This window comes from Actinokineospora diospyrosa (assembly GCF_024171925.1).
In the GTDB taxonomy this organism is placed as follows: Bacteria; Actinomycetota; Actinomycetes; order Mycobacteriales; family Pseudonocardiaceae; genus Actinokineospora; species Actinokineospora diospyrosa.
This window is the reverse complement of record NZ_JAMTCO010000013.1, coordinates 157,728-173,470: the sequence shown is the minus strand read 5'-3', so window position 1 is coordinate 173,470 and position 15,743 is coordinate 157,728. Positions and strand designations below refer to the sequence as shown.

General features: G+C 66.4%; 15 protein-coding genes and 3 pseudogenes. 11 read left to right on the top strand and 7 right to left on the bottom strand.

Annotated elements, in window-relative coordinates; translation table 11 throughout:
- Positions 1-297: 297 nt before the first annotated feature.
- A pseudogene (locus tag LV75_RS36000) lies at positions 298-462 on the top strand (NAD(P)-binding protein); the annotation flags it as partial.
- Positions 463-987: 525 nt separating this feature from the next.
- Here LV75_RS36000 and LV75_RS25680 read toward each other — a convergent pair.
- The 3 genes from LV75_RS25680 to LV75_RS25670 all read right to left on the bottom strand — a co-directional run bounded on the left by LV75_RS25680 (position 988) and on the right by LV75_RS25670 (position 2,925).
- Entirely contained in the window at positions 988-1,242 is a 255-nt protein-coding gene (locus LV75_RS25680) for a hypothetical protein (protein ID WP_204456432.1), read from the bottom strand.
- Between the two features lie 347 nt (positions 1,243-1,589).
- Positions 1,590-2,597, bottom strand: coding sequence for an integrase core domain-containing protein (locus tag LV75_RS25675; RefSeq protein WP_253889578.1), 1,008 nt, complete (start codon positions 2,595-2,597; stop codon positions 1,590-1,592).
- Positions 2,598-2,637: 40 nt separating this feature from the next.
- Complete coding sequence (locus LV75_RS25670) at positions 2,638-2,925, bottom strand: hypothetical protein (protein ID WP_253889577.1); 288 nt, start codon at positions 2,923-2,925, stop codon at positions 2,638-2,640.
- A 407-nt stretch (positions 2,926-3,332) separates the two neighbouring features.
- On the opposite strand from LV75_RS25670, the pseudogene fxsT reads away from it, so the two are divergent.
- The 7 genes and pseudogenes from fxsT to LV75_RS35920 all read left to right on the top strand — a co-directional run.
- Positions 3,333-5,432: pseudogene (gene fxsT, locus LV75_RS25665) on the top strand (FxSxx-COOH system tetratricopeptide repeat protein); the annotation flags it as partial.
- Entirely contained in the window at positions 5,333-5,947 is a 615-nt protein-coding gene (locus tag LV75_RS35930; RefSeq protein ID WP_372504228.1) for a tetratricopeptide repeat protein, read from the top strand. The pseudogene fxsT and the gene LV75_RS35930, both read left to right, overlap by 100 nt.
- A 23-nt stretch (positions 5,948-5,970) precedes the next feature.
- A complete protein-coding gene (locus tag LV75_RS25660; RefSeq protein WP_253889575.1) occupies positions 5,971-7,191 on the top strand; it encodes a glycosyltransferase family 4 protein in 1,221 nt (406 codons plus the stop codon).
- Complete coding sequence (locus LV75_RS25655; RefSeq protein ID WP_253889685.1) at positions 7,127-7,447, top strand: hypothetical protein; 321 nt, start codon at positions 7,127-7,129, stop codon at positions 7,445-7,447. The genes LV75_RS25660 and LV75_RS25655 overlap by 65 nt, the downstream gene beginning before the upstream one ends.
- Before the next feature lie 243 nt (positions 7,448-7,690).
- Complete coding sequence (locus LV75_RS35925) at positions 7,691-8,272, top strand: BTAD domain-containing putative transcriptional regulator (protein ID WP_372504227.1); 582 nt, start codon at positions 7,691-7,693, stop codon at positions 8,270-8,272.
- 71 nt (positions 8,273-8,343) lie between these two features.
- Positions 8,344-9,696 carry a hypothetical protein gene (locus LV75_RS25650; protein ID WP_253889574.1) on the top strand — a complete coding sequence of 451 codons (1,353 nt, stop codon included), beginning with the start codon at positions 8,344-8,346 and terminating at the stop codon, positions 9,694-9,696.
- A gap of 115 nt (positions 9,697-9,811) precedes the next feature.
- A pseudogene (locus tag LV75_RS35920) lies at positions 9,812-9,982 on the top strand (3-hydroxyacyl-CoA dehydrogenase); the annotation flags it as partial.
- Here LV75_RS35920 and LV75_RS25640 read toward each other — a convergent pair.
- Genes LV75_RS25640 through LV75_RS25630 form a run of 3 tightly spaced genes read right to left on the bottom strand, consistent with a single transcriptional unit; the run spans position 9,925 to position 11,697 of the window.
- Complete coding sequence (locus tag LV75_RS25640) at positions 9,925-10,524, bottom strand: hypothetical protein (protein WP_253889573.1); 600 nt, start codon at positions 10,522-10,524, stop codon at positions 9,925-9,927. The pseudogene LV75_RS35920 and the gene LV75_RS25640 sit on opposite strands and share 58 nt — an antisense overlap.
- 7 nt (positions 10,525-10,531) lie before the next feature.
- Positions 10,532-11,410 (bottom strand): L-histidine N(alpha)-methyltransferase, encoded by an 879-nt coding sequence (locus tag LV75_RS25635; RefSeq protein WP_253889572.1) that lies wholly within the window; start codon positions 11,408-11,410, stop codon positions 10,532-10,534.
- Positions 11,374-11,697 (bottom strand): hypothetical protein, encoded by a 324-nt coding sequence (locus tag LV75_RS25630; protein WP_253889571.1) that lies wholly within the window; start codon positions 11,695-11,697, stop codon positions 11,374-11,376. Before LV75_RS25630 ends, LV75_RS25635 begins: the two co-directional genes overlap by 37 nt.
- Positions 11,698-12,229: 532 nt before the next feature.
- Here LV75_RS25630 and LV75_RS35120 point away from each other — a divergent pair.
- The 3 genes from LV75_RS35120 (at position 12,230) to LV75_RS25620 (ending at position 13,165) form a co-directional block, all read left to right on the top strand.
- Entirely contained in the window at positions 12,230-12,355 is a 126-nt protein-coding gene (locus tag LV75_RS35120) for a hypothetical protein (RefSeq protein WP_301319785.1), read from the top strand.
- Positions 12,356-12,358: 3 nt separating this feature from the next.
- A complete protein-coding gene (locus LV75_RS25625) occupies positions 12,359-12,574 on the top strand; it encodes a DNA/RNA helicase domain-containing protein (RefSeq protein WP_253889570.1) in 216 nt (71 codons plus the stop codon).
- A 105-nt stretch (positions 12,575-12,679) separates the two neighbouring features.
- A complete protein-coding gene (locus LV75_RS25620; protein ID WP_253889569.1) occupies positions 12,680-13,165 on the top strand; it encodes a hypothetical protein in 486 nt (161 codons plus the stop codon).
- Between the two features lie 230 nt (positions 13,166-13,395).
- On the opposite strand, the gene LV75_RS25615 is transcribed toward LV75_RS25620, so the two are convergent.
- Positions 13,396-15,669, bottom strand: coding sequence for a M48 family metalloprotease (locus LV75_RS25615; RefSeq protein ID WP_253889568.1), 2,274 nt, complete (start codon positions 15,667-15,669; stop codon positions 13,396-13,398).
- Positions 15,670-15,743 lie beyond the last annotated feature (74 nt).

The following is a 15,743-nucleotide window of genomic DNA, read 5'->3' as shown; positions in this document are numbered from 1 at the left end:
GCCTCGGGCGCACAACCGCAACAAGCGAAATGCACTTTCCGAGAAGCCCTAGGGGTGGACGAGATCTGCGAGTTGGTGGACCAACGGGAGCCCATGCCCGCCTAGGTGTCCTGGCGGGGATGTGTACCGCGGCAGCTACCACCCGCGTGGACCGGGCTGTTGGCGACCAGTTCGGAGGTGATGATCTCCAGGTCGGCGATCCGATCGGGGATCAATCCGAGCGTGAGGGACCGTTCGGCTTCTCATCGGCGAGCCGGGCTGACGACGCCAACGCGAAGTGCGGCGAATGATCGGGTTCTGGAGGCGGCGCACACGGTGGTAGTCGGCAGGGGGCCGAACGGGCTGGTGGCCGCGAACATCCTGGCCGACGTGGGATGGGACGTTCTGGTGCTGGAAGCCACCGCAGAGCCCAGTGGCGCCGCGCGCACCGCCGAGCTGACCGTGCCCGACTACAGGCATGACTGCGCAACGGGTTCCACCCGACCTCAAGGACACACAATGGGGAGGCTCCTGAACGACATAACGAGGCTTCTTGGCGAAGATGCCGACGCTCATTGGAGCTACGAGTTGGGGAACTCCGGAAGGCTGTTGATCGTCGTAACCGGGCTGCGCACGACGGCGCCGAGGTCGGGTCGGTCTGGTGCGACTATGCCACAGGTGGCGGCGAGTGGTCTCCGTCATCAGCCCTTTGGGGGATGCGGAGCAAAGCGAGTCTGATCTCATCGAGAACTTCGCCCTCCAACAGAGCAGCCGTCGATGTCATGTGCGCCGTGGAATAAGGGCGGGTAGCGGAATGAGGCATGGGCAGCAGGAGGCGTCATGTTGGCGCCTCCTGCTGCCCACTGGTTGGCTGGCTGCACTCCTCGCCTTTGGGAACCGGTCGGCCATCGTCGACACCGAAGAGACTCATCCTGGCGTGCGAGCGACCCCATCTCGCGCGGGAGCATGACTCAGCCACTTCGCTAACCGTCCACTATGGAGGAACGGCTAGATGCGCTCTCCCCGGTAGCCGATCGGCCCCTCGTTGGGGAACTGGGCCGTGCCCTGGAAAGTAGCCCCGTTGTCGAAGAAGGTGACCGTCGCGTTGCCCTTGGGACCGCTCCACGTCACCGTCGTCCCGGTCGCGGGCGCCGAAGCCCCGATCACCTCGCTGCGGCTGGTGATGCTGATCTCCAGCGTACCGTCCGGACTCCACCCACCGTTGAATCCGCCGACCTGGTAGAACGTCTTGTACTTGGCCACAGGCTTGTTCTCCTCACAGCTCCGGGGAACGCCGATCACGATCTTGCTCGGCCATCATGGCGCAGCCACGGGAGCGCTCGCCAAGACCGAAACCGCCTGCCACCCCATTGCCGCGCCGATACACCGACACCGCCCAAACCTGGTGGAGTACACCTACCGACAGCAGCCCAACAACGCCGATCGAGTGATGATCACATCACCCACTCGCCCATTCACCAGTCCTTATCCGGCCAGAAATCTGCAATTTTCGCGACCACTCAATTATCTTTCAACCCAATCCGTCGCTAATCTTGCACCCACGTGGCCGCCGCTTGATCCAGCACCGAGAGGCGAGGAGTTTCGGTTGCCTAGAGCCCGCCCCTGCGGCCTCTATTCCGGAGGGTGAAGTATTCCAAGCATGCAGGGTAGACATAGGCTGGCCGCTGGACCCATTGTCCGGGACGGACATCGTGCGCTGGTCGGTGGACTGGGTCGGACGATTGTCGCTTCGGAGGTGGCCTGATGTACCAATGCCGAGCGAGCATCCTGGGTGCACTGCGCCATGACCAGTGTCTGTGGACCGGCGTGTAGGCCGGGGGTAAGGCTACGGCGTGGACGCGGCGGGCGAGTTGGGCCAGTTGCGGCATGGCGTCTTGGTGCGGTGTGTGTCGTAGGTCGGTGACGAGGTCGCGGACAGCTGTGCGGGTGCGGGTTTCGCCGGGCGCGGTGCGCTCGGCCACGAGCAGGGCGCGGTAAGCCCGTTCTGGGCTGCCGTGGTCGAACCAGCAGCGCGCGGTGTCGACCAGGACGCGAGCGCGCCGTTCGGTGGCGGGGATCAAGGCGAGTGGGTGGGTGTGGGCGTGGGCGAGCCCTGCGGCGGGGTCACCGAGGGCGTGGGCACCGCAGATGCGGTAGCTGATGATGTTGCCCAGCAGTGTGCGTTGCCGGAGGCTGCCCTCGGCGAGACGGGTCGCGGCGGTGGCGGCGTCGGCGAGGAGTTCGCGGCTGCGGTCGCGGTCGCCTGCTTGGGCTGCGGCATAGCTGGCTGTGCAGTGCAGCATGCCGAACATCAGGGCGTTGAGCAGTCCCGCGAGTCGTTGTGTTCGTGTGATCCAGCCGGTTGGGGTAGGCCGGGGATTCAATTTCGGATCGTCGTTGGGTGCTCGTAGGTTCATGTCGTGGCCTTGGTGGCGGCGGTTGGCCTTATAGTGCTCGACGTAGACGCCCAGTACGTGCTGAAATTGACTTTGGCCAGCGACAAGTAGCCGGTCGATGCATTCACGTCGCAGCGAGCTGATCCAGCGTTCGGCGATCGCGTTCATCCGTAGTGCTTGCGGCGCGGTGAGAATCGTGTGGATGCCGATGGCAGTGAACACCGCGTCAAAGGCCGCAATGAACTTGGCGTCGCGTCGCGGATCAGGCGGGTGAAACGTTGGCCGGTGTCGGCAAGATCGGTTGTGAGGTTGCGGGCCAGTTGGGTTGCCCAGGCTCCGTTCGGGGGTCGGTGATACCGAGCAGGTGGACGCGACGGGTGCGGTGCTCGATGACGAACGCCGCGTAGAGACGCTTGAGTGAGATGGTGTCGACGTGGAAGAAGTCGATCGCCGGAAGACCGTTAGCCTGGGCACGCAGGAACGCGCGCCACGCGTCACCGCAGACCAAGCGCGGCGGAATTCGATGGCCGCGAAGGGTACGGCGGATCATCGAAGCGGCGAGACGATGCCCGAGCCGACGCAGCTCGCCTTGGATCCGGACCACACCCCCCGGTCGAGTTCTCCCTCGCCTAGCGGACGATCAGTGCGACGACCTCGTCGCTGATCGGCGGACGGCCCGGCGCTTTCGGATGACGCCACTTCCCGGCCACAAGCCTCCGATGCCACCGCAACAACGTCACGGGCGTGACGATCCGGCAAGCCCGCAGCGACCTCGGAGGCAGCCGAGACAGGGCCGCGAACACTGCCGGGTCCGCCCAGTCCAGCCACGGGCGTGGGTTGGTATAGCGCAGAACGGCCACCTTGTGGCGCAGTGCGAGTCTCTCCGCGTCCTTGGAAGCCGAGCCCCGGCCCAACAACGTCAGCAGGCAAGCACGGCATGACTTCCCCAATTGCGCGATGATCGGTCGCGAGTGTCCGCAAGGCTCGGCGTCGACCAAGCTCCTGCGGAGATCGACGGCCGAGCTTGAGGAGGCGCACGTGTCCGACGACACCTCTCGGTCACCCGACGCGGGCACGGTGAACCAGGTCGAGGGCTTGGCGAGCGGCGCGGTCGTGCAGGCCCAACACGTGCACCGACTCGAACAGCACTTCCACGGCATCGACGGGCCGAACAACAGACCACCTCGCGCCAGGCTTGGGTTGTCAAACTTACCTCGCCGCAACCCCCACTTCTCCGGGCGCACAATCGAACTAGAGCGTGTCGGCCAACTGCTCGCGAAAACGCCCTCGGGTGGGCTCGTGACGATCTGCGGGATGGGCGCTGCGGGCAAGACGCAGGTCGCGCTCGAATATGCGCACCTGCACCACGACGAGTACGATCTGCTGTGGTGGGTCTCGGCACACGATCCCGTCCTGATGGTCAACCAACTGCTCGCGCTGGCCGACCGGCTGGGCGTCGGGCGGCCCGGCCTTCCCGCCGACGACGCGCTCGAGCGGCTGCACGAGCGCCTGCACTCCACCGACCGTTGGCTGGTCGTGGTCGACGCCGCAGACCGCCCCGACCGGGTGGCTGGGTTCCTGCCGCGGGGACGTGGAAACCTGCTGCTGACCACCCGCCACCGAGAATGGGACGGGTTGGGCGAGCTGTACGAGCTCGACGTGTTCCGCCGAACGGACTCAGTCCGTTTCCTTCGCTCCCGCCTCGACGGGCTCGATGCGGACGCGGCGGCCGAGATCGCCGATGAACTGGGCGACCTCCCGCTGGCGCTCGCGCAGGTAGCCGGGTACATGGCTACGCGGAAGCTGCCGCCTCGGGACTACCTGCGGCTCTTGCGCACCCATCGTCACCGGATCCTTGCGAAGGGGGAAGTGATGTGGAACGAGAACCGCCTTGATGAAGTGTGGTCGGTGTTCCTCGACCGGCTCCGGTCCGAACAGGCCGCCGCCGCGCAGATGCTGGACATCTGCGCCGCCTTGGCGCCCGACCCCGTCCCTCTCTGGCTCTTCCGGGAACACCCCGAGCAACTCGGGGAACCGCTGCGGTCGGCGGCCCGCGACGAACTCGACTTCACAGAGGTGGTAGGCGAACTCATCCGGTCCTCGCTCGCCACCCGGCCCGACGACTCGGTCCAGGTCCACCGGCTGCTGCAGGAAGCCATACTGCGCAGTTTTGGCGCCGACGACCGCGGCCACGTGGTGCGCGCCGCCATCGAGTTGCTGGCGGCGGGCGACCCCGACGATCCCGAGGACGCCACCCACTGGCCCCGGTACGCGGCCATCCTGCCGCACGCACTGGCTTTGCGGGCCGAGATCGGCACCGACCGGTTCCGCCACCTGTTGACCAACGTCGCTTCTTACACCTTGGCCAGGGGGCAGCTACTCGCCGCGAACGAACTGCTGGTGGAGCTGCTGCGGACGTGGCGGCCTGTGCTCGGCCAGGATTCGCCCGATGTGCTCACCGCGATGAACCGGCACGCGGCCACGTTGCGGGCGCTGGGCCGGTACCAGCGTGCGCTGGAGGTCGACCAGGAAGTGCTGCGTCGACTGCCCCGCGGCGTCGGGGCGAACGATACCAAGATGCGGCAAGTGACCGAGACGACGGCAAACGCACTCGACGATGTCGGCCGCTACGAGCAGTCCATGCAGGCCCACCGGGTGCTCTTCGACGCCCTCTCGGCCGCGCTGGGACCGGACGCGCCGGAAACGCTAAAGTCGGCGAGCGGCTACGGGCACGCGCTGGTGTCGGCGGGGCACGCGGTCCGCGCGGTCGACCTCCTCGGCGACACCCTGAACCGCAGGCGACGGGTCCTGGGGCTTCGGCACCCGGCGACTGCCTTCACGATGACCGGCCTCGCCCTCGCCCTCGCCAATTCCGGTGACCCGCAAGCCGCAGCCGGGTTGGACGAGGAAGCCCTGATGGTGCGCCGCGAGGTGCTAGGCGACGACCACCCACACACCTGGATCGCCGAGAACTGCGTCGCCGCGGACCTCGCCCAGCTCGGGCGCCACGCGGAGGCGGTGAAGATGTTCTCCCAGACAGCCCAGACGCGTCGCCGCGCGCTGGGCCCCGGCACCCGGAGACGCTGCAGTCGGCGACGAACCTCGCCACGGCCCGCTCGGCGCTGGGCGACACTGAGACCGCGATCGCCGAGCATATACGTGTTCTGGGCCTATATGACGAGGTTCTGGGCGCGGACCATCCCACTGCGCTCCAATGCGCGAACGACCTGGCCATCGACCTGCTCCGGTCGGGCCGCGCCGAGGAAGCGCTGCCGCTGTTGGCCAACGTGCTGGACCGGCGCACCACAGTGCTCGGCGAAGAGCACCCGGATAGCGTGCAGGCGCTGAACAACCTGGCTGTCTGCCACACGGATCTCGGCGAGACGCAGCGGGCCGCAGATCTCTTTGGCCGGGCTGTCGCGTCCGGCCGCGTCCGGATGGGCCCGCACCATCCGGACATCGCCGTTGTCCTGGCAGGTCTCAAACTGTTGACGCGCGGCCGCGAGGTGTGGCGCGGGGGCGCACCGAGAGACGGTACCGGCTACCTGACCAGAGCCAATCATCGGTACTGACGGCTGCTTCTCTGGGGGAGTCTTTGCGGATCTTGGTGTACCCGACCGGGCTGCGCATCTGCGGCAGCCACATCAACGCGATGGAACTCGCGGGGGCCATGGTGCGCCGCGGCCACGAGGTGGTGGTCTACGGCCAAGGCGGCCCGCTGGTGCCACTCCTGGAGCCGTTGGGAATCCAATTCGCGCGGTCGGTGAGTGCGCGATTGGGGCTGGAGGGCGCCGTGGTGCGGGAACTGGCCACACTGGTTGCCGACTACCGGTTCGATGTCGTGCACGCCTTCGAGTGGCGCCCGACGGTCGACGCTGTGCTGGCCGCCCAAGTCGCCTGCGGTGTTCCCGTGGTGTCGACCGTGTACTCGATGAGCGTTCCAGACTTCTTCCCCGCGCACGTGCCGCTGGTAGTCGGCACCCCGGCCATCGCCGCGCAGGCGCGCCGTAGGCACCGGGCGCGGGTCACCGTGATCGAGCCTCCGGTCGACCTCGGACCGGAACCCGGGGAGACGGCGCGGGCGCGGACCGCCGGACCCACCTCCATCGTGATCGTCTCGCGGCTGCACCCGACCCTCAAGCTGGAGGGGATCCTGGCCGCGATCGCCGCCGTCGACCGACTAGGCGCGGTGAGCCCCCAGCGGGAACTCGAACTTGTCATCGTCGGCGACGGCCCCGCCGCCGCAGTCGTGACCGACGCCGCAGCGGCGGTGTCCGCGCGCGGGCGGGCCAGGATCGTCATGGCGGGTGCGGCCCTGGATCCGACCCCGTTCTACCGATCGGCGGACATCGTTATCGGCATGGGTCACTCGGCGCTGCGCGCAATGGGGATGGCGAAGCCGACGATCATCCAAGGCGAGGATGGGTTCTGGGAACTCGTGTCCACGGCGTCGATACCGCGTTTCCTCTACACGGGCTGGTACGGCATCGGCGACCACCGCGACCGGGAATCTAGTGTGCGCGGCCTCGTCGCCATCCTCACCACCCTGCTCGACGACGCTCAACTCCTCGGCGAGTCGGCGGCGGCGGGCTACCGGGTGGTTGTCGAGCGCTTCACCCTGGACCGGGCGGCTGCCCGGCAAGCGCGGTTGTATGAGGAGGTGATGCGCAACCGCTCTAGTCGGCTGCGGGCAGCGGTGGAGGCGTTGCGGTCGCTCCACGGGATATCACGAACCGCGCTGCGCGCCCTCGTTGACCAAGACCACGATGTGTGGGACTTCAACCACAAGCACGCACAACCGTTGTACACCGGATAGGCAAATACCCAAGGCGAAGAAGACCGGCAAGATCGCCGACCTGACCTTCGGCGAATACAGGTTCCTCATCGACAAGGGAATCAACTGGCGGTGCATCGAGTGGGCCGGACTTCCACGCGAGCAGTTCGTGCACCGCCTCAACAGAGTGCGTCTCATCCGCAGCGAGATCGCCCACTTCCAGCCCGACCCCCTCGCCGCCACCAGTCTGGCCACCCCGGAGGAGTACGCCGGACCGCTCAGACAGCACGTGCCCTGAGGCGCCTGAACCCGATTGACGACGGGTACATCGAGGCTCGCGAACTGCGTGTGCTCGTCGAAACGCTGACATCGGTAGTGACCTGGCATGTGAGGCAACTGGTTGTTCGTGGTGTGAAGGTCCGCGAGGCGTCGTGTGCGCTAGATCCGATCTACTCAGGCGAGCAAGGAAGCCACATCCGGGTGGTAGTCAGGTACTCGCGGTCCCTGCCCCGGCCTTGGATGCGGTAGGCAGCGCGCTCCGATCTCGACCAGCGAGGATGGCGGCGGAACTAAACCACACGACCTGCGGCTGTGCTTGGGCCAACACGCGGCGCTGCTGGCCGAGCTGACATCGTCGGCGGGCACCTATCAAAGGGACGAGCGCGTGGCCGGGCAGTTGATGCTCGCGCTGCACTGCAGCGGCCGTCAGGCCGAAACGCTCCACAGGTACGACGAGTTGCGCACACGGCTGGCCGACCAGGTGGGGACGGATCACGGTCTGGACATGCAGAAGCTCCCCCCAGCGCGCCTTGTCGGCGGAATCGACCTTGCTGGTGCGAACGGCGGCTGCGCACCACCCGCCGGTGGTCCCCGGCAACTTCCCGGTGCAGGCCGAGGCTTGCCAGGCGCACCTGCTGTTCAACCCGGTCGGCGGGCGAGATCAGCCAGGCCGCGTTCGGGCCGCTGGCGATCGGCGTCGGCTACACGGTCGTACTCGGCTCGGCCTGCGGGTGTCTGGCTTCAGACCTCGCGTGTTCGTCGAGCCAGCCTACGGCGTCTGGCTACGCGCCGAGGTATTCCGCCTGGGGGTGTAGGGCGCTCTGAAGCACCACCACCGGCATAGGTCGCGCTGGTGTCGTGGCGAAGAGTCAGGCGTCGCCGAGCCAGGGGCGGTGTGTCTGGTTGGATCGGTGAGTGCTCTGGTTCGATGAAGACGATGTCGCCCGGCTCGCTGGGCCCGGGTACCGGGAGCTCGCCTACCCGTACCTTTACCGCGCCGACCCTGTGCTGTCCCGGGGCGAGTTGGTCGCGGACATCGTCGGCACGGACGAGCGAGTGCGGTTGGCCAAGGCCGACGGCGGAATGGATCACTCGTGCACGTGCCCAGCGGGCCTGGCAGGGGTGTTCTGCGCGCACTGCACCGCCACCGCCCTGTCCGCGCTCTCGCAGTTCGGGCCACCGGACGTCTTGTCGCTGCGGCATCGGATTCGTGATCTGGGCCGGTTCGGCAGGATCGCAAGCACGAACCTCACGCGGTGGTCGGAACTGCTCGACGCACTGCTCGCCGACCTGGAGGTATCCAGCCAGGAAGGGTACGCCGTCCTCATTCGGCCGTGCTACCAAGACCTGCTTCGTGTGTTGGTGCGCCAGCAGGTCTACGTCGACTCCGAGGAGGTGGAGGAATCCGTTCTGCGTAGCCGGGAACGGGTCATCGCGGGGTTCGCCGACACGTGCCGCTCCGAACCAGCGCGCGGTGACGAGCTCGCCGAATGGGTGATCGACCTCCAGACACGTACGGACTCGCTGTTCGCGCTGGAACTCGCCGATGTCGTTGACATCCTGGGCGAGGACGGTCTGGTGTCCTATCGCCACCTGGTGAACGAAGCGCGCCGCCGCGTCACCGATGACGATGACGACCATTCGCAGACCATCTGCTACCTCCACGACGAGCTCTACCCCGAGGTGCACGAGGACCCGAGTCACCGCGCGCGGGCCATGGCAGGACGCGGCGATCACCAAGAGCACGCCCGCCGGCGCTGGGACCTGTTCACCCGGCACCCGGACGAACGCCGCTACCGCGAACTTCTCGCCGCGTCGGCCCCGCTCGGCGCGCAGACCTACGCTACCGGTCGAGTCTTGGCCCATCTGCGCGAACTGGCGGCAGAACCGGGGCCCAGAGCGTGCACACCTCTGGTCGACCACTTGGTCGCGGGCGGCGACGTCGCGGGAGCCTGGGCCGCTGCGCACGAGTTCGGCCTCGACAGCGCGGACCTGCTCGCACTGGCCCGACGCCGGGCCGCCACCCACCCGGCGGAGGCGATCCCGATCATCCTCGACGCCGCCGTGCAGACGGTGGACCACCGCAGCGGCCAACTCAGCTTCGCGCGCGCCGCGGGCCTGCTCGCGGAAGCGGCCCTCCTGCACGACCGGGCAGGCCTGGACTTCGAACCCGTCAGAGGCCGCTTCACTGCGGCATACGCCCACCACCCGCTCCTACTCGCACTGATCGACGACTGCATCTCAAGCAAGGCGACGCCACAGGACTGACCCCCGAGGTGGCCCGCCCGGGTGAGCAGCGGCAATGGTCCGCCAATGCATGCCAGTGGGAGCGCTTCACCGGTCGTCGTGTGCGCTCGACCGACGAGACCCACTCCCTCGCATGCAAATCGGACAGGCGACCTACGCCGCATCCATCGCCGGGCTGGTCGGGTTGACGCTGCTCGTCGCGCCCTGCCTTGCTGGATCTGGGATCTGGGTGGTGACGACGAGCAGGGACTACCTGAACGGCGAGGTGATCCGCCTCGATGGCGCGCTGCGCATGGCACCGAGGTAGGTCAGCACTTCGTCGAGCAGGGCCCGCACGCCCTGGACGAAGCTGCCCGCGCTGTGCAGGGCGCGGTTGAACTGCTCGATCTCGTCGGCCGAGGTACTGGTGAACATCAGTGTCTCGGTCAACTCGAGCCGCCGGTTCACCGAGCTGACCGAGCTGCGCCAGCGGTGCAGCAGGTCGATCAGCTCGACGTCGCGTCGCGGGCTCAGTGCACCGGAGGCGAACGCGGCGTCCACAGCGGACTGGATCAGCCTGGGGTAGAGCCGCCTGCCCGCGGGGCCGCTGGCGCTGAACGCCTCGCTGGCGAGCGTGTCCAGGTTCCGCTTCAGCTCGATCTCGATGGACTCCAGGGCCTGTTTGCGGCGTTCGCGCTGGGCCGCCCACCGCTCGGCGAAGATGCCCGCCATGCCCGCGAGCACGGCGAGGGTGTTGACCGCGGGCTCCAAGCCCTGCCCGTCCGGCGAGACGACGAACCAGGCCACGCCCGCGCCCAGCGCGGTCACGAGCGCGCCGAAGGTGATGAACGTGATGGCGATCCGGATCATCCCCGCGTCAGCTCTCCCAGATCTCGTCGGCCCTGGTCCTCGTCCCCGGTTCGGCGGGCGGTGTGGGAGCCTCGCCCGGCGCGAGCAGGAGCAGGTCCATGCCGAAGCCCTGCGCGCTGCGCGGCGCGGAGAAGTCCGAGTGCGTGGCAGCGACCTTGCGCATCCCCGCCGCGCGCACCATCTCCTCCTGCGCCTTCCGCAGGTACTTGCGGGTCAGGTAGAGCCGGATGGTGTCGCCGTCGGGGAACGGCACGCGGGTGCGGTCGGGCAGCATCATCTGGATGTCGCCGCCAGTCTGGTTCTGGTAGATCACCTTGACCCGCAACGCGCGGTCACCCTCGACCGCGCCGCGGAAGCGCACCGCGTCGGTGTTGATGGTCAGGTCGGTGTTGTGCAGCAGCGCGCTGGTGACGAACTCGCGGTAGGCGCGGCTGCGCGCGTACTCCTCGACCGCTTCCTGGGCGAGTTCGTCGGACACCGCGTCGGTGCTGGCGACCTCCAGCAGGAACCGGTCCTGCGGACGAGCCAGCGCGGTGAGGTTGGCGAGCAGTCCGCCGTCGTCGTCGAAGTTGGCCAGCGTGTTGCCCAGCAACGAGTACAGCACCGGCTCGTCGCCGACGAGCCGGTGGACCAGACCGCGCAACTCCGTCAGATTCTGCGGGATGGCGAAGTCCACCTGCACCGGCACCACCCGGTGACCCGGCAGCCGCACCCGGTGGGTGGACTCCTGCGTGCCCAGGCGCAGCATCTCCGAGCTCATGTCGACCGGCAGGTAGACCATGCCCGGGTTGCGCTCGAGCAGGTGCTCGACGATCAGCCCGTCCTTGTGACCGGTGCCGACGCCGAAGCTCACGTAGTGGAAGCCGTCGCCGAGCTTGCCGCGCACCCGCCCCAGCGCCGGGTGAACGAGTCCAGGCTCTGCTTCATGACCAGGTAGAACGGGTCGGTGCAGGCGTGCGCCCACGCGATCGTCGGACCGATGCCCCAGTAGGCGTACCCGGAGGTGATCTGCTTCCCGTCACCGGTGGTCGACACCTTGCCGCGCAGGTCACTGGTCAACGCGGCGAGCTTGTCGCGCTGATCCTCACCGACCAACACCAGCGACCAGGCGAAGTCGGACTCATCGATGGCCTTCGCGAGATCGCCGACCATCCGCTCACCGCTCGCCGTCACCGGTCGGCCTCCTCTGGTTGGCTGTGCGTAGCCTACCGACCACAGGTCACCAGGTCCGGGGGTTCAGCTGCCCCGGTCGACGCATTCCTGCCAGTGTGGGTCTCAGCGCCGAACAAGGACAGGTTGCCGCGGCCGCTATGTCACGACGGTGTCGAACGGCGACGCGAGCAGCCCGCTCGGAGACGAGACGAACTCAACGTGCTTCGCCCCGGCAACGACGGCTGATCGGCTCGGGCCGGGATGGTGCCAACCGCGCGGGCGACCTCGGCGTGGTTCCGACAGCCAGCTGCTCCGGCACGGTGGCTCTACCGCCGGTTGTGTCCGCGCGGCGGCAGCATGGTCGCCATGATCAGCCGGTGGCAGATCGACAGCCGGCTTTGGAGTGCGGTGCTGACCGTCACGGTCGGGTCGCTGTCAACCAGTCCTCAACGATGGCGCTTGGTTCTGGCACTTGGCATGGATTGCCGTAGCCGTCGGATTCGCAGGCACAGCGGTGCTGGACCTCATCGTCAACCGAGCTTCGGTGCCAGCAGTGGCCGACCTGGACCAGGCGAAGCGGAACCTGGCCAAGATGGTCCAGGACCGGTGGCGGGTGGCGAAGATGCTGCGATCGCTGGATCCGCCCATCCCCGTTGTGTGGCACCTGACGCGGGCGTAGGTGATGGACTTCCCGAAGCACATCGCACACGGTCAACTCACCGTCAACAAGCGTTCCGACAACGTGGAATGGCTGGTGGCCTGTTTCCGCAGGATGCGGTCGCGGCGCCTGGTCATCACCGGTGGAGCGGGAACAGGTAAGACCACCCTCGCCCTGCAGCTGCTCCTGGAACTGCTGAACACACGAACGAACAACGAGCCGGTCCCGGTTCTGCTCTAGATGGCGGACTGGGATGCACAGGTGCCAAGACCATCCTGGAATGGGTTGCCGCACGGCTGCGCGCCGACTACGCACAGCCGCGCACCTGGGGCGCCAATCGCCCTGATGAGCATGACCGACCTGGCAGCGGTGCGAGCCGTCGTCCGCGACGCGTGGACATCCATCCTGGCCCCACCGCTCGACGACCTGAGACTGCTTGCCTGGTCCTGCGGCGAGGACGCGTGGCGGGCGCCGGCCGGGGTGCCGCCGGTAGAAGTGGACATCTTCTCCCCTGGCTTCCTCGGCGGCACCCCGCTGCTGGACCTCCCACCGCGCGCCGCCGCCGATTACCTCGGCAGCTACGCCCTGTCCCTGCTGGAGGGCCTGGAGTACCAGCAGAAGCAGGTGGTCTTCTACGACATCCTCACCCGCGCCCACCTGATCACGTGCCTGAACGAACCGCGGTTCTGGGACGAGGTGATCCGAGCCCACCTGCCCGCGGGCGCGCGCGCTGCGTTGGTTCCGTTCTGCGCCTCGCTCGCCGAACACCGCGAGGCACTCGCGCTATCAGAAGAACGGTCCAACAACATCGTCGGCACCTCCCTGCAGTGATTACCTACCGATGACCCCTTGAGGTCAAAGGGAGTGATTTGCGCACCGCCCAGTCCGCATTTGTGATTCAGAGCTTGAACTCTAAGTCGCAAACCTAGTTTGCTCGCCGATTCACAAGAACTCGTTGCGGCCAACATCAATTCTGCCCGATACAGAAACTGACCATATCCACTCGGTGGACGTCCGCAGCATGTTGCTTACGATCCCACGTAACAACGCCTGAGGTTCAATCAGCGCTGCCGTTCCAGCGCCTGTCGATGCTTTCCCAGTGTCAGCATCATGTATGGAGTCGTACACTCGACCGACACCAGTTCGCGGCCGACTCCTGGCTCGATCCGGACTGGTTCACCGATCCGTTCGCCATCGCGCGGCGGCGTGGTAAAGAATACCGAATGCTCCTCGGTGCTGGAGTCGATTCCGGAAAATACCAAGGCAGTCCCCTCGACTTCCCACCGCCCCTCCGATTTCCCGCTCACTACGAGGCGTAGAATTAGTCGCGACTGGTAGTCAACTTGCCACGTCGCATTGCTGCTCGTGCGAGCATAGGTACCATCCGCACGGAACTCGTAGGCTTGTCCCTCGCCGCCGAATGCCATCGATGGATCACCCCTGATTGTGACTTCTCGAATATCGCCCTTGGTCGTCCACCGTCCGGTAACGCACTGCCTCAGTTGTTCGGACAGATCCGGCATCGGGGTGCCCTGTGGCACGCGCGGAACCACCCCCATCCCGACTGCCACCATGGTGCCGACGGTTCCCAGCACGATCAGCCCCCACGGCCAATTCCACGACGCGGTAGTCAGTGTGGCCAGTGGGCCGACTACGACAGAGATCAGGACGAAGAGCGTGAGCAAGGCGGGGCCAGGTGTCGCACTTATTGCGATCACCGCGGTCGCGGCTAGCCCGCCCACGGCTGTGGCGGCGATGCCCAAGAGTTTCGTCGAAAGGCTCGATCCGAGGACGGCGACCATCGTTACCCCTACCAAGAGGTCAACAACTAACACCGGTCCGATCCACCACACCAGGAGCGTGCCGATGACCGAGGCGGGATCCGCTTGAACCACCGCCCCGATTCCAGACACTTTGAGAACGAATCGCACCGCAACGAGGATGAGTCCGCAGGCACTGGCTACCAGGGCTGCCAGCCTGATCGCCCGCCAGCGACGGAACCGGACCGTGAAGGCAGGAACCACAAGCGCCGCGATCCCCAGTGCCAGAATCCCGACAAGGGTCAGGTCCTGCGGTGACACTGGAAGGAAAGTGAATGCCATGGCGGCTACTAGCATCTCAAACTGGTCTGGATCGGAAAATCCATACACTTCGGCAAGCACCGAATAGATTTCCGGCGTCGCAATCGCCGTGAAGTAGGTACGCAGGAACAACATCCAGATTCCAACCGCAACGACCACAGCCGCGATCTGGCTCCCCCGGGTTGCGGCAAGCCACCTGCAATACACCACTTGGAGCCCTGCCAGCATCAGCAGGGCAACGAACTCGACGAGCAAGGCCCGTTCCCCGAGCCGCCCAGCTTTCTCAAAAGAGCTCGCGACTCCTAGTTCGCCAGCAATGAGGACTCCCAGTACCATTCCTCCGCCGAGAGTCCACGGTTGGCGGCGGTTCGCCCCGACCACCGGAGCCACTACTGCGGCAAAGAGGACTCCCGCGAGCAGTCCACCTGCCGTGTACTCGAAGAGATGCAACTCGGTCCCGTCGACCCATACTCGCAGGCTGGACAACATCGGGAACACAGCAAGCCCGATCGCAGCGCCGAGCAAGACACCTTGCCACAGGCTTGCTGCATCAGGGCTACGAGTTCCCTGGCACACTTCAAGTCGCACATGCGGAGCGGGATGCTTGGCGAATACGCTGGCGATCAGCGGACGCTGTCGCGCCACGAGGGCGCCCATACCGAGCGGGTAATTCGACGAGCCGGAGACGGCGTCAGCATTCAGTTCGCGCGTGCGCATGACTGACAAGTATGCCAAGTGCACAGCGAGGGAAAGTGCGAGCAGTCGCCAGAGATCCTCAAATAAGTACGCCGAGAGGTCGTCCAGGCCGACTACAAAGAAGTGGGGCAGGATAGCTACAAGCGGATAAGCCACAGCAATCGCTAGCGCCTTTCGGCCGATTGACACGTCCCGCAGTAGAATGTGGCCGAGCTCATGACGGACAACCGCATCGAAACCGTCCCGGTCGCGGCGCCAAAGCCTGCTCAACTGCCCATGAATGACCAATCGCGGACGTCGCCATGTCCCGATCACCTGAGCAGCGTCGAAGTCATGCCCGGATGCGAGAATCTCAGGTGGCCGGATCAAGCCAGCCTCTTCTGCCAGCACATGGATTCGCCGGATTAGAGACTCGGCAGAAGCGGGAGGCTCCCCGAGGTTCAGCTTCCATATTGTGTAGAACGGCATCGCAAAGTAGATGATCCCCCCGAGCGCAACGAGGACGAGCGGACCGATTATAGGCTGAGCCAAGGTCGGTACCGCGCTACGGATGAGCATTAGGCGGTATATGAAAGATGCCGCTGCGACTGCTGTCACGACGAGGACGACGAACGCACCCGTCGAACTGGATC

What these genes read in the sequence shown, in the direction of transcription:
- LV75_RS25670 (WP_253889577.1), bottom strand. Translation starts at nt 2,925, where the DNA reads ATGATCCGCCGTACCCTTCGCGGCCATCGAATTCCGCCGCGCTTGGTC.
- LV75_RS25640 (WP_253889573.1), bottom strand. Translation starts at nt 10,524, where the DNA reads ATGATCCGGATCGCCATCACGTTCATCACCTTCGGCGCGCTCGTGACC.
- LV75_RS25625 (WP_253889570.1), top strand. Translation starts at nt 12,359, where the DNA reads ATGGACTTCCCGAAGCACATCGCACACGGTCAACTCACCGTCAACAAG.
- LV75_RS25620 (WP_253889569.1), top strand. Translation starts at nt 12,680, where the DNA reads ATGAGCATGACCGACCTGGCAGCGGTGCGAGCCGTCGTCCGCGACGCG.
- LV75_RS25615 (WP_253889568.1), bottom strand. Translation starts at nt 15,669, where the DNA reads ATGCTCATCCGTAGCGCGGTACCGACCTTGGCTCAGCCTATAATCGGT.